The following is a 19,639-nucleotide window of genomic DNA, read 5'->3' as shown; positions in this document are numbered from 1 at the left end:
AGCAGCTATCAAAAATAGAGTAAACCGTTCTCACGGAGCACCCCACCCATGGCAACCATTGGACGACGCGCCTACGCCGAGATGTTCGGCCCCACTGTGGGCGACCGCGTGCGCCTGGCCGACACCGATTTGATTCTCGAAGTCGAGGCCGACCACACATTGCGCGCAGGCAGCTACGGCGAAGAAGTGAAGTTTGGCGGCGGCAAGACAATTCGCGACGGCATGGCGCAGTCGCAACGCAGCAATGCCCAGGGGGCTGTAGACACGGTGTTGACCAACGCCCTCGTGGTGGACCACACCGGCATCTTCAAGGCCGACATCGGCCTGCGCGCGGGCCGTATCGCCGCCATCGGCAAGGCGGGCAACCCCGACACGCAGCCCGGCGTGGACATCATCATCGGCCCCGGCACCGAGGTCATCAGCTGCGAAGGCAACATCGTCACCGCGGGCGGCATCGACAGCCACATCCACTTCATCTGCCCGCAGCAAATCGAAGAGGCCCTGGCCAGCGGCGTGACCACCATGCTGGGCGGCGGCACGGGCCCCGCCACCGGCACGCTGGCCACCACCTGCACGTCCGGCCCCTTCAACATGGAGCGCATGCTGCAGGCGGCCGATGCCTTCCCCATGAACCTGGGCTTTCTTGGCAAGGGCAATGCCAGCCTGCCCGATGCGCTGCACGAGCAGATCAATGCGGGCGCCATTGGCCTGAAGCTGCACGAAGACTGGGGCACCACCCCATCGGCCATCAGCAACTGCCTGGACGTGGCGGAAGCCACCGATACGCAGGTGGCCATCCACAGCGACACGCTCAACGAATCGGGCTTTGTGGAGAACACCATTGCGGCCGTGGGCGGGCGCGGCATCTGCGCCTTCCACACCGAAGGCGCAGGGGGCGGGCATGCGCCCGACATCCTGCGCGTGGTGGGCGAGGACAACTTCTTGCCATCGTCCACCAACCCCACCATGCCCTACACGCACAACACGCTGGACGAGCATGTGGACATGCTCATGGTGTGCCACCACCTCGACGCCAGCATTGCCGAAGACCTGGCCTTTGCCGAAAGCCGCATCCGCAAGGAAACCATCGCTGCCGAAGACATCCTGCATGACCTGGGTGCCATCAGCATGATGTCGAGCGACAGCCAGGCCATGGGCCGTGTGGGCGAGGTCATCCTGCGCACCTGGCAGACCGCGCACAAGATGAAGGTGCAGCGCGGCAGCCTGGCCGGCGACTCGGCCCGCAACGACAACACGCGCATCAAGCGCTACGTGGCCAAGTACACCATAAACCCCGCCATCGCCCACGGCATCAGCCACGAGGTGGGGTCGCTCGAAGTCGGCAAGTGGGCCGACATCGTGATCTGGAAGCCCGCGTTCTTCGGCGTCAAACCCGCGCTCATCCTGAAGGGCGGGCTGATTGCCATGGCTGCCATGGGCGACCCGAATGCCTCCATTCCCACGCCCCAGCCCGTGCACTACCGGCCCATGTTTGGCGCATTCGGTGGTGCCATCGCCAAGACCTCGCTCACCTTTGTCTCGCAGGCCGGTTTGGCGGCGGGCATCGGTGATCGCTTTGGTCTGCGCAAAACGCTGAGCGCCGTGCGCAACGTCCGTGGCGTGCGCAAGCAGCACATGGTGCACAACAGCTACACACCCAAGATGGAAGTGGACGCGCAAACCTATACCGTGCGCGCGGACGGCCAACTGCTCACCTGTGAGGCCGCCACCGTGCTGCCCATGGCGCAGCGCTACTTTCTGTTCTGAGGTCGCGGCCCATGAACGCCTTGCTGCAAGACCTGCGGATCCACCTGGACGACCTGACCGATCCACGCATCGAAGCCTTCATGCAGGAGCATCTGAAAGACATGCATGCCACTTCGCCACCCGAGAGCGTGCACGCGCTCGACATGGCGCAGTTGCGCCAGCCCGAGATCCGTTTCTGGACAGCCTGGCGGGGCGATGGCGAGCTGGTGGGTACCGGCGCGCTCAAGCACCTGGACGCCGAACATGCCGAACTCAAGTCCATGCGCACCGCAGCCAGCGTGCGGGGCCAGGGTGTGGGCCGCGCAGTGCTGGAACACATCCTGGGCCAGGCGGTGGACCTGGGCTACCAGCGCATCAGCCTGGAAACGGGCACCCAGCCCTTCTTTGAACCCGCTCACCAGCTCTACCTGCGCTACGGCTTTACCGACTGCGTGCCGTTCGGCAGCTACCAGCTCGACCCCCACAGCCGGTACATGAGCCGTGCGCTGTAGAGCCGGCGGGTATCACTCCGCAGCCAAGGCCACAATGTTGACCTCGCCTTGCCGGCACCGTAATCCTCTCTTGCCATGATCCAGGTCTCCAAACTTCTCCCCCAAGGCCAAGGCCTCGCTCCCGTACTGCTCAAACGCGCCACCACCATCGAGCTGGACTGGGACGTGCGCCAGAAAAGCCGCTTTGCGGCCACCGACTCAGCGGGGCGCGAGCTGGGCATCTTCTTGCCGCGCGGCACGCTGGTGCGCGGCGGCGATGTGCTGGTGGCCGAAGACGGCTCCATGGTGCGCGTGGTTGCGGCGCCGCAGCCCGTGCTGGTCATCACGCACTGCAGCAGCCACGGCACTGCGTTTGACCTGACCCGCGCCGCCTACCACCTGGGCAACCGCCATGTGCCCATCGAGCTGCAACCCGACCACCTCAAGATCGAACCCGACCACGTGCTGGCCGACATGCTGCGCGCCATGCACCTGATCGTGACCGAGCAGCACCTGGCGTTTGAGCCCGAAGGTGGTGCCTACGCATCGGGGCATGGTGGTGGACACAGCCATGGGGGACATGGACACGACCATCACCACGGTCACGGCCATGGCCACTCACATGACCATGACCATACCCGCGATTACGGGCATGCCCACGAACACAGCCATGCAGCTGCGCCCGCCACAGCCCCGGCGCGGGGGCGCACCGTTTCCATCCCCGTGGTGGCCCAGGGGCATGTACACGGCCCTGACTGCAACCACGACCACTGACTCCCCGCTCCATGCGCCTGGACCGCCCCAAGCCCCTGCCCGCCGCCAGCTTCTTGCAGCTGATGTGGCTGGCCTCGCCCGCGCTGCCCGTGGGCGGGTTCTCGTACTCCGAGGGGCTGGAAAGCGCCATTGAAAACGCGGGCCTGGCCAGCGAAGCCGCCGTGGGCGACTGGCTGCTGGACCAACTGCATATCACCCAAGCCCGGGGCGACATGGCCCTCATCGCCAAGGCCGTGGTTGCGTGGCGGCGCGCCGACTGGGCACATGTGCGCGAACTGAACGACTGGGTGCTGCACACCCGCGAAACGAGCGAGCTGCGCCTGCAGACCGAGCAAATGGGCCGATCGATGGCCGACTGGCTGCGCAATCAGAACCAGGGCGACGAGACCTTGATGCCCGCCGTGCGCCACCTGGCCGCATTGCCCCCCACCTACCCTGTGGCATTCGCACTGGCCGCCTCCAACACCCAGGCGCCCGTTCGCGACGTCCTGCTGGCCTACGCTTTCGGCTGGGCGGAGAACATGGTGCAGGCCGCCCTCAAATCCATGCAACTGGGCCAAAGCGCAGGCCAGCGCATCCTGGCCCGGCTGGCCGACGCGATCCCCGCCGCAGCCGACCACGCCGTGGGCCTGATGGACAGCGAACGCCAGGCCTTCTCGCCCATGCTGGCCATCCTGTCGGCCCAGCACGAAACCCAATACTCCCGCCTCTTCCGATCATGACCACCAGCAACCTGCACCACATCCCCAACCGCACCAAAAACCTGCCCCCCCTGCGCGTGGGCATCGGCGGCCCCGTAGGCTCCGGCAAGACCACGCTGCTGGAAATGCTGTGCAAGACCATGCGCGATGACTACGACCTCATCGCCATCACCAACGACATCTACACCAAGGAAGACCAGCGCCTGCTCACAGTCAGCGGCGCCCTCCCCGCTGAGCGCATCCTGGGCGTGGAAACCGGCGGCTGCCCCCACACCGCCATCCGCGAAGACTGCTCCATCAACCTCGAAGCCATCGACCGCATGCTGGGCGAATTCCCCAACGCCGACATCGTGTTCGTCGAAAGCGGCGGCGACAACCTGGCCGCTACCTTCAGCCCCGAACTGAGCGACCTCACCATCTACGTCATCGACGTGGCAGCGGGCGAAAAAATCCCACGCAAGGGCGGCCCCGGCATCACCAAGAGCGACCTGTTCATCATCAACAAGACCGACCTGGCCCCCCATGTCGGCGCCAACCTGGAGGTGATGCACGCCGACACGACCCGCATGCGCACCAACGCCCACGGCCTCAAGCCGTTTGTAATGACCAACCTCAAGACCCTGGCGGGCGTGGCCGACGTGGTGAAGTTCATCGAGACCCGGGGCATGCTGCAAAAGAAATCAGCACCCGCAGTCGGCTAGAATTCGCGCCTTCCCTCCCGGAGACTTGGGTGAGTGGTTTAAACCAGCAGTCTTGAAAACTGCCGACGGGCAACCGTCCGTGAGTTCGAATCTCACAGTCTCCGCCAGTTCTTTGCCCCACACATTTTCGACAGCGAAATGTGCACAAAGGCCGGCACGGCAACCTGCTTGTTGCTGAAATCCCTGCCTTACCCCCCACCGGATTCACAAGAACGCAGTGGCCCCGTAGACTGTCGTTTGCCCAAGCCTCGCCACATCCATGGGCAGGACGCAGAAATTCGGAGCCAGTCCACTACCGCCAGTGGCCCACAGTTCCGCAGGGAGAATGATGTTGTCGCCTGCCATCTACGCCTCGTTCTTTTTCACGGTGGCCCTGTTGGTCACCACCGCCTATTTCTTGATGGGTGGTCTGCCCCTTCTCACACTGAAACATGACACTCCACTGGACGCGCGGTTCGTTCGGGGGTTTTTCAGCGTGTACTACCGTGCGGCGTTTTGGACGTCACTGGGTGCTTTGGTCAGCTACGCGCTCTGGGGCAGGTACCCCTTCGCCATCGGCGTGGCGATCAATGCCTGTGTCGTCGCGCTGTTGCGCAAGCACTTGCTGCAGGCAATGCAGCAACTGGGAGCCCAAATCGAAGCGAGCAGCAGCAGTGCCATCCAGCACTTTCGCCGCGTGCACTCGGCAGCGTTGTTGGTCAATCTGGTGCAATTGGTGGCGATTGTCTGGGGCCTGCTATGGCTATCCCAGCAGCTCAGGTAACGACCTGGACGGTTTGCTTGGGTGCGATGGGCCACTAGCGGCCTCGCTTTACCTGGCCAAGCCCATCGACTGGGGCGCAATCGGGATCAAATCTTCGGGGCGGCACACTTCTTCGGTCTGTGCCAGCCGGATCCACAGACCAGTGCGTTTGATGATGACGTAGTCCACACTGACCGTGCGACCCTTGTAGAGAAATTGCGTGCCGGGTTTGTACAGAATCATTCTTGTTGTGTAGCGCGCTGCGATGGCTGGGTGATGACGGCATCACCGATACCCGCTATGGTGCCAACAGATGGGCTCCGGGGCCTTGCTCCGCAGCAAAGGGCTTACAGTGCGGTCGCTCTTTTCGGCCATCCCCACTAAGCACCCGCTCCGCTCAGCTCCGTGACGCACACTCTCCGATCAATTCGAGCAGAGGATTCCTCGCGGCGTGTGGCAAAAAAAAGCCCGCAACTTGCGGGCTGAACACTTGCGCGATGCAAGCGGGAGGGATGTCGAGGGGTATCGACAGGCGGATGTTAGAACGGGGCTCGGCATAGGCGTGTAGGACGAGGCCGATTCCTCTCGCGCCCTGCACGCATGAGCCACGCAGACGATCAGCGCTGCGGCGTATGGACCCAGCCTATTCAGCCGCACAGCAATCACCATAGCACCCCGGCTCTCAACTCAGGTGCCATAGATCCGCGCGCAGCCCCTTCCGGTGGCTTTGGCCAGATACATCGCGGAATCGGCCTTGCGCAGGAGTTCTTCGGCCTCGGTGCCGTCGCTGGGAGACAGAACAATGCCGACGGACGCCCCGATCTGCAGGGCGTGCGCTTCGATCTCGGTGGGCTGACCCAGGGCCTGCACCAAGCGGTCGGCCAGGCGGTGGGCGCTTTCGCGGTCGGATACCCCCCGTTGCAGCAGCGCAAACTCGTCACCGCCCAGCCGCGCCACCACGTCATCCTCGCGCGCGGCCTGTGTCAGTTGCCGGGCCACCCACATCAGCAACTGGTCGCCCACCGCGTGCCCGTAGCGGTCGTTGACGGGTTTGAACCCGTCCAGATCCACATACAACACGGCAAAACCTCGGCCCAGGCGATGCACATCGGTGGCGGCTGCCTGCAGCGCCTGCAAGAAGGCGGTGCGGTTGAGCAAGCCCGTCAGGCCGTCGTGCTCTGCGACGTGGCGGATCTGCAGCTCGGCCTGCTTGCGCTGGGTGACATCGGTGAAGGTACGCAACGCGCCGCCGCCCTTGATGGGCACGGTCTGAACCTCCAGGATGCGGCCATCGGGCCGGGGGCGGTCATACACCTGATGTTGATCGAGCCCGCCATTGCTGTGCAGCAGCATGTCCTGGATATCCTGGGAGGCTCCGTGGAACTCGCCCCGCGCGCGCAGGTAGGCCAGCACGTTCACCAGCGTGGGTTTGGATGCCATCAGTTCGGCGGGCAGCTCCAGCAGTTCCAGCGCGCGGCGGTTGCACAGTTCGACCACGCCGGAGGCACTGATCTTTGCAACGCCCTGGTCCATGTGCTCCAGCGTGGCTTCGAGCAAGATGGATTTCTCGCGCAGCTGCGCCTCGCTGTCGCGGGCACTGCGTTCGGCCAGTGCCAGCAAGCGCTGCTGGCGCTTGAGTTCGGTGATGTCCACATGGGCGTAGAACACGGTGCCGTCGATGCCCTGCTTGGCAATAACGCGGCTCCAGCGACTGCGGGGCAGGGGCACCTCAAACGGAGCCCCGGCAAAACGCATGTGCTCTTGCAAAGTAGACAGGCCGTCGTAGAACGGCGCCATGTCGCCCTCGCCCGCGACAGACCATGCGTGGCGGTACACCTCATCAAATGCCTGGCCCACGGCAGCAGTACGGTCCGACAGACCGTACATCAGCATGAAGGGCTGGTTCACCCATTGAATGCGCTGATCTTCGGCGCAGATCATCAGCCCATCAGGGATGCGGTCGAACAGTTCGGTGCTTTCGATCACCGGACTGCGCAGGTAGCCCGGCTCATGGATGTCGGGGCCCGCCGGCGCGGCATCGACAACGGGGGCGTTGGTGACTGAAAGTGCCTCGGCACGCCACACGCGCACCCGCCCCACCCCTTCGATGGGCAACGACGACACATGAACACGCAGCCCCCGGTGCTCGAACTTGTAGGGACGCGTCTGCGCCCGGTGGCGCTCTACGCCGGCCGTGATGTAGCGCTCGATGTTGGGCAGCTCCTGCGCATCAAGCCGCTGGTGGTAGAAGCGGCGCAGATTGGCCTCGTAGGGCTCGCCAACATACACATGCCCCGCGTGCTCCGGAAAGAACTTGAAGAAGGTGCTGTTCCAGGCAATGGTGCAGTCAGCTTCATCGAACGCACACAGGGCCACGTCCAAACCGTCCAGGGTGTCCCCCAAGGCACGGATGAGGCGAAGGCGGGAATCTTCAGGCATGGTCAGGAGGTTCGATAAGTCACGGTCAACACAAACCCGAGCAACACATTGGCCCCGATGGCGAGGGGGTTGCCACCACCGGTGCGCTACACGGGCCGCTTGATTGTGCGGAGCCGACCCCGCCAGAAACCATCTCAGCGCCCCGCTCCGGCCCACGGCGGTACGTTGTGTTGCATCAGCACCACAGGTGCTTGATGCGCATCAAGAAAAGCCAGCACCCGTACGACCGGGGGCATCTCCGTTACGGCTGGAAACCGGTCCTTACCGCAACCCACCGCTCAACACGCCAGCGTTCCGCTATGGTGGGCGTTTCGCATTCAGGAGCCTGTCGCATGAAGAAAGCCCCCCCTTTTGCCCTTGCCTGCTGCCTGGCCCTGGGAGCCGCCGTCACCGGTTGCGCGGGCTACGGACAAACACCGGCATCACCCGCCGGCCAGGCACCTGCGGCCGCGACGCCCGGAGGCATGTGCAACGCCCAGCCCGCACAGTTTGCGGTGGGGCAAAACGGCACGGCGTCGGTGGTGGAGTCAGCGCGGCAACGCTCGGGCGCCCAGACCGCGCGCATCCTGCGCCCAGGGCAGATCATCACCAAGGAGTACGACACCCAGCGGCTGAACCTGGAAGTGGATGGCAACGGCCGCATCCTTGCGGCAAAGTGCGGTTGAGCTCGCCGCACGCTGCAGATTGGCCTGAGGGACCCGGTCAGTCCACCAGAAACAATTCCTGCAGATCGCTCAGAAAGTCAAAGCCCCGCTCCGTCGGCCGCACGCGCGCCATGTCGCGCTCTATCAGGCCCTTGCGCTCGGCGGCCTCCAGACCCTTGGCGATGGCAGTGACGGGCAGGCCCGTTCGTGCCATGAAGTCCTGCAGCGCAAAGCCCTCGCGCAAACGCAGGGCGTTGAGCATGTATTCAAAAGGCAGATCGGCGCGGCGCACCTCGTCGTCCTGTGCCACGGCATGGCCGGCCAGGGCGTTGTCCATGTAGCGCGCCGGGTCCCGAAAGCGTACCTGCCGCACCACGCGGTGGGCAAAGCTGAGCTTGCTGTGCGCACCCGCGCCGATGCCCAGGTAGTCGCCAAACTGCCAGTAGTTGGTGTTGTGAAAACACTGGTGGCCCGGCTGGGCATAGGCAGAAATCTCGTACCGTGCCATCCCCGCCTGGCCCGTCATCTCGGTGATGCGGTCGAGCATGGCGTATGCCTGGTCGTCCTCGGGGATGGCCGGGGGGAACTTGGCGAAGTAGGTGTTGGGCTCGATGGTGAGGTGGTAGATGGAGATGTGCGGCGGCTTGAACGCCAGCGCGGTCTGCAGGTCCTGCTCCAGCTCTGGCAGCGTCTGGCCCGGCAGGGCGTACATGATGTCAAGGTTGAAGGTGTCGAAGGACGCAGCGGCCTCCTCCACCGCCGCCATCGCCTGGGCGCGGTCGTGCACGCGGCCCAGGGCCTTCAGGTGCTGGTCATTGAAGCTCTGCACCCCCACCGACAGGCGGGTAACGCCCGCCGCACGGAAGGCGCGAAACCGGTCTTTCTCGAACGTGCCGGGATTCGCCTCCATCGTGATCTCGCAATCGGGCTCCAGCCGCAGGCGGGCGCGAATGTCGCCGATCAGCCGGTCGATGGCTGCGGGCGAGAACAGGCTGGGCGTGCCACCGCCGATGAAGATGCTGTGCACGGACCGCCCCCAGACCAAGGGCAGCGCAGCCTCCAGGTCGGCCATCAGGGCGTCGATGTAGCGCTGCTCGGGCACCTCGCCGCCGGTGCTGGCACCCGCGCGGAATTCATGCGAGTTGAAGTCGCAGTACGGGCACTTCTTGAGGCACCAGGGCAGGTGCACGTACAGCGACAGCGGCGGCAGGCTGGGCAGCTGCAGCAGGCCCGGGCGCATGTAATGCTGGATGTCGCGCACCACAGCGGGCGCATCATCAGCAGCAGGAATGATAGGAATAGCCATTTCAAGCATCAAAGGTTCATAGCGCTCGCGCCACAGTAGCTGCTTGCAGCGGGAGCTGTCGCGCGCACGACCGCCGCGCAAGGGCCGCCCCGCCGCGCTGGCGGTGTCCCCCCTTGGGGGGAAGGCGCAAAGCGACTCAGGGGGGATTTCATGCCAACCAGCGCTCGCGCATCAGCGCCAGCATTTGCGCGGCCGAGCGGCCCCGGTGGCTGTGGGCGTTTTTCACCTCCACGGGCAGCTCGGCAAAGGTCTTGCCGAACTCGGGGATGAACATCACGGGGTCGAAGCCAAAGCCGTTGCTGCCCCGGGGTTCGGTGGTGATCTCGCCGACCACGCGGCCCACGGCAATCAGCGGCTCGGGGTCTTGCGGGCTGCGCACGGCGACCAGGGTGCTGACCATGGCGGCGCGGCGGTTGGTCACGCCTTGCAATTGCTCCAGCAGGGCACGCACGTTGTTGTCATCGCTTTTCTCATAGCCGAACTGGGTGCAGTAATACGCGGTGTCTACACCCGGCAGGCCGCCAAAGGCATCCACGCACATGCCGGCATCGTCGGCCAGCGCGGGCAGGCCTGTGTGCTCCGACGCAAACCGTGCCTTGGCCAGGGCGTTTTCGACAAAGGTGCGGAAGGGCTCCTCGGCCTCACCCACGCCCAGATCGGCTTGGCGCACCAGCTCCACGCCCAGGGGCGCAAACATGGCCTGCAACTCGGCCAGCTTGCCTCGGTTGTTGGATGCTAGAACAATTTTCATGGTCAAAATGGCCGCAAGCGCTAGTGAAATATTCGCTGGCAGCTATCAATTAAGGAGTATCTTGCAACGCCTGCTGCTGCAGCTGCACCAGTTGGGCAATGCCCTGTTCGGCCAGGCCCAGCAGCTGGTCCATCTCGGCGCGGGTAAAGGCCACGCCCTCAGCCGTGCCCTGCACCTCCACATAGTGGCCCGCGCCGGTCATCACCACGTTCATATCGGTGTCGCAATCCACGTCTTCCACATATTCCAGGTCCAGCAGCGGCGTGCCCTGCACGATGCCCACCGAAATCGCCGCCACGGGTTGTAGCAGCGGCGACTGGGTGATCTTGCCGCTGGCCAGCAGCTGGTGGACCGCATCCTGCGCGGCCACCCACGCGCCCGTGATGGCGGCGGTGCGTGTGCCGCCGTCGGCCTGGATCACGTCGCAGTCGAGCTGTATGGTGCGCTCGCCCAGCAATTTGAGGTCAAACACGGCGCGCAGGCTGCGGCCAATCAGGCGCTGGATCTCCTGCGTGCGGCCCGTCTGCTTGCCGCGCGCGGCCTCGCGGTCACTGCGGGTGTGGGTGGCGCGCGGCAGCATGCCGTATTCCGCCGTCACCCAGCCTTCGCCACTGCCGCGTTTGTGCGGGGGAACGCGCTCTTCCACCGAGGCGGTGCAGAGCACCTTGGTGTTGCCAAACTCGATCAGCACCGAGCCCTCGGCGTGCATGGTGTAGTGGCGCGTGATGCGCACAGGGCGCAGTTGGTTGGCGGCGCGGTTGCCGGTGCGAATGAAAGTGGTCATGGTTCTTGGGTGTTCAGAAAATGCCTTCCAAGCGTCGCCCAAAGCGCACGCCAGCAAACGGAACGGTTCAACTGACAGGCATCAGCCCAGTGCACGAGGCTGCGCAGCCTCGGCCGGGCCCATCACATCCGTCAGGCTTTGCGGGCCGCAGAGCGGCGAATCGCCTCGTTGATTTCGGCAATCGAGCGCTCGATGGCGGCGTCGTCCAGGTCGTCCACCAGCCCATCGAGCGGACCGGCCTGGATGGTGGAGGCGAACACGTCATCGCTGATGCTGTCGGTGGACACCCCCTGGGTGGACTCGAACGCGTCTGGCGTCTCCCACTCCAGGGCGATCACCGTCACGTTGTCGCTGCTGTCCCCGGCTTTGCGCAGGGCGTCTTCCACCAGCTCGGGCACGGCGTGCGATACGGTGTTGCGGCCCAGCTGCTTGGCGATTTCGTCGTCGCTCAGCGTGCCCCACAGGCCGTCAGAGCACAACAGGATCCGGTCGCCCTGCTCCAAGTACACCGGGCCGGTGATGTCGTAGATGGGCTTGGTGGGCGAGCCCAGGCAGGTGAACAACACGTTGCGGTTGATGCGCTCCAACCCGGGCGGCGGCGTGTTGCGCAGTTCCATGTACGAGTGGTCCCTCGTACGGGTCAGCAGGTCGCCATCGCGCACCATGTACAGGCGCGAATCGCCGCAGTGGATCCAGGTGGCGGTACCGGCCTGCAACACCGCCGCAACCAGGGTGGTGCGCGGTGTGTCGAGCATGCCTTTTTCTGTGGCGTAGCGCAGGATCTGGTGGTGCGCCGCGAGCAGCGCGCCCGACAGGAACTCCTGCACATCCTTGAGCTGGGGCTTGGCCTGGCGCTGGAACAGTGCCGAGATGGTCTGCAGCGCGATCTGCGCGGCCACCTCGCCCTCGGGGTGGCCGCCCATGCCGTCGGCCAACACAAACAGGCCCGATTCGCGCGTGTAGCAATAGCCCATGCGGTCTTCGTTCTTCTCGCGGCCGCCGCGGCGGCTGATCTGGAATACCGAGAACTTCATAGGGACTCACGCAAACAAGGATGCACCGGGGCGCCATCCATGGACACATGCCTCGCCCGAACCTGCATTGCGTGCACCGGGTTCATTTGGGCTTGGCTCCGATTCCGGTGGCTTCACCCACCTTCTGCACATTCTTCTTGGTGTCGGACACCAGGGTGTCGAGCTGCAGTCGCATCTTCTCGGCCACGGTGAGCTTGGTGTAGCGGCGCTCCCCCTCGCGGCTGAGCTCCTTTTGCAAGGCGAACACCGACTGGGGACGGGACAGCGGGTCGAGCGCCATGCACCACTCGACCACCTCGATCAGGTTGTCGGAGTACACACCGCGCAGCTTGGTCAGCGCCAGCGACAGGCGGTCCTTGTCCACCCGCTGCGGCGCCTCGTTGGGCGGAAAGCCTTGCATGCAGGCATAGATACAGGCGCCGATGGCGTAGATGTCCGTCCACGGCCCCATCTGCGAATCGCGCCGGTACATCTCTGGCGCTGCAAAGCCGGGGGTGTACATGGGGCGGATGAAATTGCCTTCCTTGCTCAGCACTTCACGCGCCGCGCCGAAGTCAATCATCACGGCCTTGTTGTCATCGGTGATGAAGATGTTGGCGGGCTTGATGTCCAGGTGCAGCATCTTGTGCTGGTGCACGATGCGCAGGCCGCGCAGCACCTCGTCAAACAGCGAGCGGATGGTGGACTCGCGGAACACCTTCTGGGTCTTGAGGTCGCGGGCGGTGATGATGAAGTCCTGCAGGGTCGCGCCCTCCAGGTAGTTCATCACCATATAGACGGTTTCGTTCTCGCGGAAGAAATTGAGCACGCTCACCACCGAGGCGTGCGAGATCTGCGCCAGCGAGCGGCCCTCTTCAAAGAAGCTCTTGAGCCCCAAGCGATACAGCGAAAGCTTTTCGGGCGGAACCTTGGGAAGCAACTCACCCGGAGCGCGGGTTGCCAGAGAAGAAGGCAGGTATTCCTTGATGGCCACCTGCTGGCCTTCGGCGTCGAGGGCCAGATAGACCACACCAAAACCACCGGAGGACAACCGGCGCACCACACGGTAGCCGCCAATTGCGGTATCGGGCGGCAAGGGGGCCGGTTTGATTTTTGACATATTTTGCGAAGATGATTCGGGGGTAAGGCGGAACCCGGATAATCGCCGGATCGCAAGCAACCATCAAAAAGTCCAATGCCAGTTTACAGCATGACCGGATACGCCAGCGCACAGCATGGCGCATCTGCCACTGGCGCTGAAACCGACGCCCGCGCCCCCCAGACGCGCAGGCTGGGACTGGAAATCCGATCCGTCAACAGCCGCTTTCTGGACCTGTCGTTCCGCCTGCCCGACGAGCTGCGCGCCATGGAGCCCACGTTGCGCAGCCTGCTCACCGCGCGCCTGAAGCGCGGCAAGGTCGAAGTGCGCGCCGCCCTCGACACCGACGACAACAACAGCCTGCAAGACCCGCCCGCACGGCTATTGCAGCGTCTCAACTCACTGCAGGATTCCGTCCGGGCCTGGCTGCCCAGCGCGGCGCCTCTCACCGTGGCCGATGCCTTGCGCCTGTGCGCCAACGCGCATTCGGGCACCGAAGACTGGAGCGAGGCCGTTCCGGCCCTGGCCGAAGAAGCCCTCGCCGCCTTGCTGGCCGCGCGCGAGCGCGAAGGCAAGCGCTTGGCGACCATGCTGCTGGATCGCGTCAAACAGTTGCGCGCCTTGGCCGAACAGGCCGTTCCCATGGTTCCCCTGCTGGTGGAGCAGCAGCGCCTGCGCTTCATGGAACGCTGGAAAGAGGCCATGGCCCTCACCGACGGCGCCACCCTGCCCGAGGCCGCCCGCGACCGCGCTCTGACCGAAGCCACAGCGTTTGCCATCCGCATCGACGTGGCCGAAGAGATCACGCGGCTGGATTCGCACCTGGACGAAATTGAGCGCCTGCTGAAAAAGGGCGGTGAGGTGGGCAAACGCCTCGACTTCCTGATCCAGGAGCTGCACCGCGAAGCCAACACGCTGGGCTCCAAATCTGCCGCGCTCGACCTCACCCGCATCAGCGTGGACATGAAGGTGCTGATCGAGCAGATGCGCGAGCAAGTGCAAAATATCGAATAACACTCATTTTTTGATAGCGCCTGGCGCACATCAACCATGGACTATCCTGGAAATCTCATCGTAGTGGCAGCCCCCAGTGGTGCCGGCAAGTCCAGCCTGGTCAAGGCACTGCTGGAGCTGGATTCGCACGTTCACCTCTCGGTCTCACACACCACCCGCGCGCCCCGCGGCCAGGAGAAACACGGCCGCGACTACTACTTCGCGTCGCAATCCGAGTTTGACGCGATGGTGCAGAGCAATGCCTTCGTGGAATGGGCGCATGTGCACGGCAACCGCTACGGCACCTCCAAGAAAGCCATCGAAGAGCGCATTGCCCAGGGCTCGGATGTGATCCTGGAAATCGACTTCCAAGGTGCGCTGCAGATCAAGGAGGCCTTCGCCAACGCCGTGCTGGTGTTCATCCTGCCGCCCAGCTGGGAAGAGCTGCGCTCTCGCCTGGAGCGGCGTGGTGAAGACACGCCAGAGGTGATCGAAATCCGCCTCAAGAATGCGGCCGAAGAGATGGCCCAAGTCAGCAAATTCGACTTCGTTATAATCAATGAGTTGTTTGAGCGCGCGCTTTTCGACCTGAAAGCCGTAGTTCACGCCCAGCGACTCAAGTACGCCGCCCAGCGCCGCGCCCGTGCTGACACCTTCCAGTCGCTCAATATCACCTGAATCCCCGGAGTAAACGATGGCACGCATCACCGTAGAAGACTGTCTGGAAAAGATCCCCAACCGCTTCCAGCTTGTGTTGGCCGCCACGTACCGCGCCCGCATGCTGAGCCAGGGCCACGCCCCCCGCATCGAAAGCCGCAACAAGCCAGCGGTGACCGCCCTGCGTGAAATCGCCGAAGGCAAAGTGGGCCTGGAGATGCTCAAGAAGGTTCCGGGTTGAACGTTCTGCTGGGCAAAGCCCATCCAAAAGCACCGCGCCAGCGGTGCTTTTTTTTGCCCAAAAGTCCTCTGGCGCTGTCCCGCGCTACATTTAAGGCATGAACGCGGTGCTCAACTCACCTTCTGCAACGCAGCCACGGCCCGGTGAACCGGCCCCGACAGGCAATCTTTCGGCGGCCGCTGCGGCCGCCAATGCGGCTGCAGCCAGCTTCGCCGCACTGACCGACAGCCTGGACTATCTGGACGCCACCAGCATCGAACAGGTGCGCCAGGCGTACCGCTTTGCCGACGAAGCCCATCTGGGGCAATTGCGCAACAGTGGCGAACCTTACATCACCCACCCCATTGCGGTCGCCGCACAGTGCGCAGCCTGGAAGCTCGATGCCCAGGCGCTGATGGCGGCGCTGCTGCACGACGCCATGGAAGACTGCGGTGTGACCAAGGCCGACCTGATCGACCGGTTTGGCGCCCCCGTGGCCGAGCTGGTGGACGGCCTGACCAAGCTGGACAAACTGCAGTTCAACACCCGCGAAGAGAACCAGGCAGAGTCGTTTCGCAAAATGCTGCTGGCCATGGCGCGGGATGTGCGCGTCATCCTCATCAAGCTGGCCGACCGCACCCACAACATGCGCACGCTGTCGGATATGCCGCGCAGCAAATGGGGCCGCATCTCGTCCGAGACGCTGGAAATCTATGCCCCCATTGCCCACCGCCTGGGCCTGAACCAGACCTACCGTGAACTGCAGGACCTGGCGTTCCGGCATCTGCACCCCTGGCGCTACGCCACTCTCGCCAAGGCGGTCAACAAATCCCGCAACCGCCGGCGCGATCTGGTTCAAAAAGTGCAAGCGGAAGTGGATGCTGCCTTCTCCAAGATCGGCATGAAGGTGCGCCTGGCTGGACGCGAGAAAACGCTGTACGCCATCTATCAAAAGATGGACCTCAAGCACCTGAGCTTTGCCCAGGTGACGGACATCTACGGCTTCAGGGTCATCGTACCCACCGTGACCGATTGCTACACGGCCCTGGGTGTTTTGCACCAGATGTACAAGCCGGTGCCCGGCAAGTTCAAAGACCACATCGCGATTGCCAAACTCAACGGCTACCAGTCGCTGCACACCACGCTGGTTGGTCCCTCGGGCGTGAACATCGAGTTTCAGATGCGCACCGACGAGATGCATGTGATTGCCGAAGCCGGCGTGGCAGCGCACTGGCTGTACAAGGCCCAGGACGGAGAAGGCACTGCCGCTGAGCGACTGGGAACCAAGTGGCTGCAGTCCCTGCTGGACATCCAGAACGAAACGCGGGATGCGGCGGAGTTCTGGGACCACGTCAAGGTGGACCTGTTTCCCGATGCGGTGTACGTCTTCACGCCCAAAAGCCAGATCATGGCCTTGCCGCGGGGTGCCACGGTAGTGGATTTCGCCTACGCGATTCACAGCAATGTGGGCGACCGCACCACCGCTGCGAAAATTAACAACGAGCAGGTCCCGCTGCGCACGGAACTGAAAAACGGTGACGTGGTCGAGATCATCACTGCCCCGGTCTCCACACCCAACCCTGCGTGGCTGGGTTTTGTGCGTACGGGCCGTGCGCGGTCTAAGATCCGTCACTACCTCAAGACCTTGGCCCAAACCGAGTCCGAAGGGCTGGGCGAAAAACTGTTGACCCAGGCGATTCGCGCGGAAGGCCTCGAACAGCTGCCCCCCGTCAACGCCGAGACCCAACCGCTGTGGGACAAACTGCTGCGCTTTACCGGCAACCGCACGCGCAGCGAGCTGATGACCGATCTGGGTCTGGGCAAACGCATTGCCAGCATCGTCGCCAAACGGCTCATGGTGTTGATGTCAGAGCATGGCCACCGTCCGGACGCCCTGCTCATGACCCGTGAGCGCTACACATCCCACGAAAACCTGTCGCAAGGGGCCGTAACGCTGGACGGTAGCGAGAATGCTTCCGTGCAATACGCCACCTGCTGCCGCCCAGTGCCTGGTGACAGCATCGTGGGTTATCTGGGTCGTGGCGAAGGGCTGGTGGTGCACAACGCGCATTGCAGCGTGGCCAAGCGCCTGCAACACAAAGACAGTGAGCGGTTCATTGCGGTGGACTGGTCGGACGAGCCCACCCGCATGTTCGAAACGGGTGTGGTCGTCACGGTGAACAACGGCAAGGGGGTGCTTGCACGCGTGGCAGCGGAGCTTGCCAACTCTGAGGCCGACATCACCCATGTGGACATGGACGATGAGGCGGCCTTGGACACCACGGACCTGCGATTCATCGTGGCGGTTTGCGACCAGGCGCACCTGGAGCTGGCATTGCGCAACCTGCGCCGCACACAGGCGGTGCTGCGCGCTGCAAGGATCACGCCTCAGCCCTGACGCTTCAGCGCGGCGCATCAAGCTGAGGCCTATACAACTGGCGCGCTGGCCGCCGCTTGTGCGCAAACAGGCTATGTGGCGGCGCTCCGAGGTGGGTACTGCACCTCCACCACCTCCAAATGGCGCACCCCACCCGGCGTGGGCAGCTGTACCTCATCCCCAACGCGAGCCTTCAACAGAGCCCGCGCCACGGGCGAAATCCAGCTGACTTGACCCATACGACTGTCCGCCTCGTCGATGCCCATAATGGTGATCGTGCGCTCACCGTCCTCGTCGTCGGAGTAGGTGACGGTGGCCCCAAAGAAGACCTGTTCACTGCCCGCATGCAAACTGGGGTCCACCACCTCGGCGATCTCGAGCCGCTTGGTCAAAAAACGGATGCGCCGATCAATTTCGCGCAGGCGCTTCTTGCCGTAGAGGTAGTCCCCGTTCTCAGACCGGTCTCCATTGCTAGCAGCCCAGTGCACCACATCCACGATCTTGGGCCGCTCGTTGTCGATGAGATCCAACAGCTCTGTCCTCAGGCGTGCATAACCTGACGGAGTGATGTAGTTTTTGCCGCCAGGCGGCAAAGGAGGCAGTGCCAATCCTTCGTCATCGTCGGCACTGTCGGTTTCCTTGGTAAAAGCCTTGCTCATCGCCAGAACTCTCCAATCGGCGCACTGCGCGTGGACAAATGAAAAAGCCTGCAATCTTGCGATTGCAGGCTTTAAACATTGGTGCGGCTGGCAGGACCACAAGCCAGAGTCCAACGTCCGTCTACACCACTGTAAGCCAAAAGTGCTTTTGTAGCACATCGACGGCGCACGGCATCAGCGAACATGGCAATTGCGGCTCAGTTGCGCCATTACACTTTGACGCAAACAAGGAGTTCCATGAGATTTATTTCGATCTGTGCCGCCGTCCTGGCACTCACCGGATGCGTTGCAACCGCACCCCAGGTTAAGAACAGCACTGAGCAACCCATCACAATGGAAGGACACCGGCTGGAGGTCGGACGCTTCGACACTACTGGCTATCGCGTTGGCTTCTACAACACCTCTCCGAAGGCGATGAAGTACGTTGTTTTCAAAGCGACCCCGTTCAACAAGGTTGGGGACCCTGTACGAGACACCATCAGCGGGAAAGTGCAAGCTGGGATGCAAATTGTGGGCCCCCTCCAGCCCGGAGAACAAAAGCGCGGCACCTTTGAACACGTTTGGCTCAACGGTTCTGTCCACTGTGTGCGTCTGGACGAAATTGAGATCACTTACATGGATGGCGCCATTGAAACCCTGACAGGCGGGAGAGTAGCCGCTGCGCTTGGAAGATGGCCTCTGTGCGCGGGTGCAAATGCCAGCGCCAGATGAACTAGCGGCAGGCACTATCTCACCAGCTACCGCGCGCAGCCTCGCCAGGTTCATCCGCCTTTAGGCGCGCCAACAGGTGCTGCACCTGTCTCAATGACCACGCCCCGCCACGCGGGGCCTTGATGCCCACGGTGTTCAGCTCAGCCACCATCCGACGCTGACTCAGTCCGCGCGCCTGGAACCCTTCCACCACGCCCGCCAGCTTGGCGGCAAAATCGTTTGCCGCGTCCCGGCGTTCTTCAATGTTCCTGCGCAGGTTCGCAGGTCCAGCCGTCCCCAGCTTCGTACCGCTCGCCTTCGATGCCGCCAGGGCATCCTTTGTCCGCTGGCTGATCTGGTCCCGCTCCCACTCGGCCATCACTGCGTGCATCTGGATCATCACCTTGTTCGCCTGAGGCATATCGGCGGCCACGAAATCGCACCCAGCCTCAAGCAGGCCGGAAATGAAATTCACGTTGCGGGCCAAGCGGTCTAACTTGGCAATGACGAGCGTTGCGCCTCGCCGCTTACACAGCTCAAGGGCCGCCCGGAGCTGCGGGCGCTTGGCCAGGGCGTTTGACCCTTTGCCGGTTTCCGTCTCGGTGAACGCATCCACCAACTCCCAGCCAGCGCCTTTCAGATAACGGGCAACCGCTTCACGCTGCGCATCAAGACCAAGCCCCGATTGCTCCTGTCCGGTGGTGGACACGCGGTAGTAGGCGACGGCGGCATGGCGGGTTTCGGGTGGCATGAGCGCTCCTGACGAAGTGATAAGACGGACGTTTAATTTTTAGTCAGGTTGAATTTTGACGCAAAATGAAGCCTTAAAAAAGAAACATTGACTTTTTATTT

The 19,639-nt window shown here is 63.4% G+C and carries 21 protein-coding genes and 1 tRNA gene; 13 read left to right on the top strand and 9 right to left on the bottom strand.

What is annotated here, in order from left to right:
* Window positions 1-48: 48 nt before the first annotated feature.
* From ureC to C8C99_RS20165, 7 genes are all read left to right on the top strand, one after another.
* Window positions 49-1,767 carry an urease subunit alpha gene (gene ureC, locus C8C99_RS20195; RefSeq protein WP_108626691.1) on the top strand — a complete coding sequence of 573 codons (1,719 nt, stop codon included), beginning with the start codon at window positions 49-51 and terminating at the stop codon, window positions 1,765-1,767.
* A gap of 11 nt (window positions 1,768-1,778) precedes the next feature.
* Complete coding sequence (locus C8C99_RS20190; RefSeq protein ID WP_108626690.1) at window positions 1,779-2,258, top strand: GNAT family N-acetyltransferase; 480 nt, start codon at window positions 1,779-1,781, stop codon at window positions 2,256-2,258.
* 75 nt (window positions 2,259-2,333) lie between these two features.
* On the top strand, window positions 2,334-3,011 hold the full coding sequence (gene ureE / locus C8C99_RS20185; protein ID WP_108626689.1) for an urease accessory protein UreE: 678 nt from the start codon (window positions 2,334-2,336) through the stop codon (window positions 3,009-3,011).
* Window positions 3,012-3,022: 11 nt separating this feature from the next.
* Complete coding sequence (locus tag C8C99_RS20180) at window positions 3,023-3,733, top strand: urease accessory protein UreF (protein ID WP_056641381.1); 711 nt, start codon at window positions 3,023-3,025, stop codon at window positions 3,731-3,733.
* Window positions 3,730-4,413, top strand: coding sequence for an urease accessory protein UreG (gene ureG / locus C8C99_RS20175; RefSeq protein ID WP_056641379.1), 684 nt, complete (start codon window positions 3,730-3,732; stop codon window positions 4,411-4,413). The genes C8C99_RS20180 and ureG overlap by 4 nt, the downstream gene beginning before the upstream one ends.
* Window positions 4,414-4,432: 19 nt before the next feature.
* Window positions 4,433-4,520 (top strand) — tRNA-Ser (locus C8C99_RS20170).
* Window positions 4,521-4,741: 221 nt separating this feature from the next.
* Window positions 4,742-5,176 carry a hypothetical protein gene (locus tag C8C99_RS20165; protein ID WP_108627248.1) on the top strand — a complete coding sequence of 145 codons (435 nt, stop codon included), beginning with the start codon at window positions 4,742-4,744 and terminating at the stop codon, window positions 5,174-5,176.
* A 48-nt stretch (window positions 5,177-5,224) separates the two neighbouring features.
* Here C8C99_RS20165 and C8C99_RS24075 read toward each other — a convergent pair whose 3' ends face one another.
* Both C8C99_RS24075 and C8C99_RS20160 read right to left on the bottom strand, forming a co-directional pair.
* Window positions 5,225-5,398, bottom strand: coding sequence for a hypothetical protein (locus C8C99_RS24075; protein ID WP_199226465.1), 174 nt, complete (start codon window positions 5,396-5,398; stop codon window positions 5,225-5,227).
* 444 nt (window positions 5,399-5,842) lie between these two features.
* On the bottom strand, window positions 5,843-7,594 hold the full coding sequence (locus tag C8C99_RS20160) for a diguanylate cyclase domain-containing protein (RefSeq protein ID WP_108626688.1): 1,752 nt from the start codon (window positions 7,592-7,594) through the stop codon (window positions 5,843-5,845).
* Window positions 7,595-7,926: 332 nt separating this feature from the next.
* Between C8C99_RS20160 and C8C99_RS20155 the strand changes: the two genes are divergently transcribed.
* Window positions 7,927-8,259 carry an I78 family peptidase inhibitor gene (locus C8C99_RS20155; RefSeq protein WP_108626687.1) on the top strand — a complete coding sequence of 111 codons (333 nt, stop codon included), beginning with the start codon at window positions 7,927-7,929 and terminating at the stop codon, window positions 8,257-8,259.
* Window positions 8,260-8,296: 37 nt separating this feature from the next.
* On the opposite strand, the gene hemW is transcribed toward C8C99_RS20155, so the two are convergent.
* From hemW to C8C99_RS20130, 5 genes are all read right to left on the bottom strand, one after another.
* Window positions 8,297-9,544 (bottom strand): radical SAM family heme chaperone HemW, encoded by a 1,248-nt coding sequence (gene hemW, locus C8C99_RS20150; protein WP_108627247.1) that lies wholly within the window; start codon window positions 9,542-9,544, stop codon window positions 8,297-8,299.
* A 148-nt stretch (window positions 9,545-9,692) separates the two neighbouring features.
* Window positions 9,693-10,295, bottom strand: a complete 603-nt coding sequence (gene rdgB / locus C8C99_RS20145) for an RdgB/HAM1 family non-canonical purine NTP pyrophosphatase (protein WP_108626686.1) — start codon at window positions 10,293-10,295, stop codon at window positions 9,693-9,695.
* Between the two features lie 49 nt (window positions 10,296-10,344).
* Window positions 10,345-11,079 (bottom strand): ribonuclease PH, encoded by a 735-nt coding sequence (rph, locus tag C8C99_RS20140; protein WP_108626685.1) that lies wholly within the window; start codon window positions 11,077-11,079, stop codon window positions 10,345-10,347.
* 131 nt (window positions 11,080-11,210) lie between these two features.
* On the bottom strand, window positions 11,211-12,113 hold the full coding sequence (locus C8C99_RS20135; RefSeq protein WP_056641306.1) for a PP2C family serine/threonine-protein phosphatase: 903 nt from the start codon (window positions 12,111-12,113) through the stop codon (window positions 11,211-11,213).
* 82 nt (window positions 12,114-12,195) lie between these two features.
* A complete protein-coding gene (locus tag C8C99_RS20130) occupies window positions 12,196-13,212 on the bottom strand; it encodes a serine/threonine-protein kinase (protein WP_015012787.1) in 1,017 nt (338 codons plus the stop codon).
* Between the two features lie 90 nt (window positions 13,213-13,302).
* Here C8C99_RS20130 and C8C99_RS20125 point away from each other — a divergent pair, with 90 nt between their 5' ends.
* From C8C99_RS20125 to C8C99_RS20110, 4 genes are all read left to right on the top strand, one after another.
* Window positions 13,303-14,205, top strand: coding sequence for a YicC/YloC family endoribonuclease (locus C8C99_RS20125; protein WP_108626684.1), 903 nt, complete (start codon window positions 13,303-13,305; stop codon window positions 14,203-14,205).
* Window positions 14,206-14,241: 36 nt separating this feature from the next.
* Entirely contained in the window at window positions 14,242-14,862 is a 621-nt protein-coding gene (gmk, locus tag C8C99_RS20120; RefSeq protein ID WP_056641300.1) for a guanylate kinase, read from the top strand.
* Between the two features lie 16 nt (window positions 14,863-14,878).
* Window positions 14,879-15,082, top strand: coding sequence for a DNA-directed RNA polymerase subunit omega (gene rpoZ, locus C8C99_RS20115; protein WP_005794722.1), 204 nt, complete (start codon window positions 14,879-14,881; stop codon window positions 15,080-15,082).
* Between the two features lie 97 nt (window positions 15,083-15,179).
* Complete coding sequence (locus C8C99_RS20110; RefSeq protein WP_108626683.1) at window positions 15,180-17,459, top strand: bifunctional (p)ppGpp synthetase/guanosine-3',5'-bis(diphosphate) 3'-pyrophosphohydrolase; 2,280 nt, start codon at window positions 15,180-15,182, stop codon at window positions 17,457-17,459.
* A 71-nt stretch (window positions 17,460-17,530) separates the two neighbouring features.
* Here the strand turns inward: C8C99_RS20110 and greB are convergent, their stop codons facing one another.
* Window positions 17,531-18,097, bottom strand: a complete 567-nt coding sequence (gene greB / locus C8C99_RS20105) for a transcription elongation factor GreB (RefSeq protein WP_108626682.1) — start codon at window positions 18,095-18,097, stop codon at window positions 17,531-17,533.
* 237 nt (window positions 18,098-18,334) lie between these two features.
* Between greB and C8C99_RS20100 the strand changes: the two genes are divergently transcribed.
* Window positions 18,335-18,808 (top strand): hypothetical protein, encoded by a 474-nt coding sequence (locus C8C99_RS20100; RefSeq protein WP_108626681.1) that lies wholly within the window; start codon window positions 18,335-18,337, stop codon window positions 18,806-18,808.
* A 19-nt stretch (window positions 18,809-18,827) separates the two neighbouring features.
* On the opposite strand, the gene C8C99_RS20095 is transcribed toward C8C99_RS20100, so the two are convergent.
* On the bottom strand, window positions 18,828-19,538 hold the full coding sequence (locus tag C8C99_RS20095; protein WP_108626680.1) for a recombinase family protein: 711 nt from the start codon (window positions 19,536-19,538) through the stop codon (window positions 18,828-18,830).
* Between the last annotated feature and the right edge of the window lie 101 nt (window positions 19,539-19,639).

Origin of the sequence: Acidovorax sp. 107 (assembly GCF_003058055.1) — a bacterium.
Lineage (GTDB): Bacteria > Pseudomonadota > Gammaproteobacteria > Burkholderiales > Burkholderiaceae_C > Acidovorax.
This window is presented reverse-complemented; position numbering and strand designations above follow the sequence as displayed.